A 688-nucleotide genomic window follows, 5' to 3' on the forward strand; every position below is an offset into this window, starting at 1 on the left:
TCACCGGCCCCACTACCCCACCCAGCGCCACGCTCGGCCGCATCCAGGCCGAAAACTTCACGGCCCAGAGCGGCGTGCAGGCCGAGAACACCTCCGACACCGGCGGCGGCCAGAACATCGGCTTCGTCGAAGCCGGCGACTGGCTCGACTACGCCGTGACCGTGCCCACGGCCGGCACCTACACCTTCACCTACCGCGTGGCCAGCCAGACCGGCGGCGGCAAAATCACCCTGCGCCTGGGCAGCACCGACCTGCACACGGTCACCGTCAACAGCACCGGCAGCTGGCAGAGCTGGACCACTGTCTCGGCCACGGCCACGCTGGCCGCCGGCCCGCAGACGCTGCGCCTCTTCGCCACGGCCGCCGGCTGGAACCTGAACTGGTTTGAGGCCGCCATCCCCGCCGCCACGCCCCAGGCCCGCGTGGCCACCTCAGCCACCAAGCTGTCGGCTGCGGCCCGGCCCACGCTCTTCCCCAACCCGACTACCGGCTCGGTGCACCTGCAAGCGGCCCCCGGCCAGCTCCCCGCCGCCCCCGAGCAGACGCTTGAGCTGCGCTCGGCCCAGGGCCAGTTGCTGCAGGTGCTGCCCGCCACCACCACCGAGGTCGACCTGGCTGACCGCCCCGCCGGTCTCTACCTGCTCCGCACCCAGGATGGACAGACCCTCCGCGTTATCAAAAAATAACG

At 71.2% G+C, this 688-nt stretch carries 1 protein-coding gene; it reads left to right on the forward strand.

The window, feature by feature from the left end; translation table 11 throughout:
* Positions 1-686: carbohydrate-binding protein (locus WX88_RS31200; RefSeq protein ID WP_197076996.1), on the forward strand; the 686-nt coding region annotated here is incomplete at its 5' end.
* Positions 687-688 lie beyond the last annotated feature (2 nt).

The sequence above is a fragment of the Hymenobacter terrenus genome, assembly GCF_000972495.1.
Classification (GTDB): Bacteria; Bacteroidota; Bacteroidia; order Cytophagales; family Hymenobacteraceae; genus Hymenobacter; species Hymenobacter terrenus.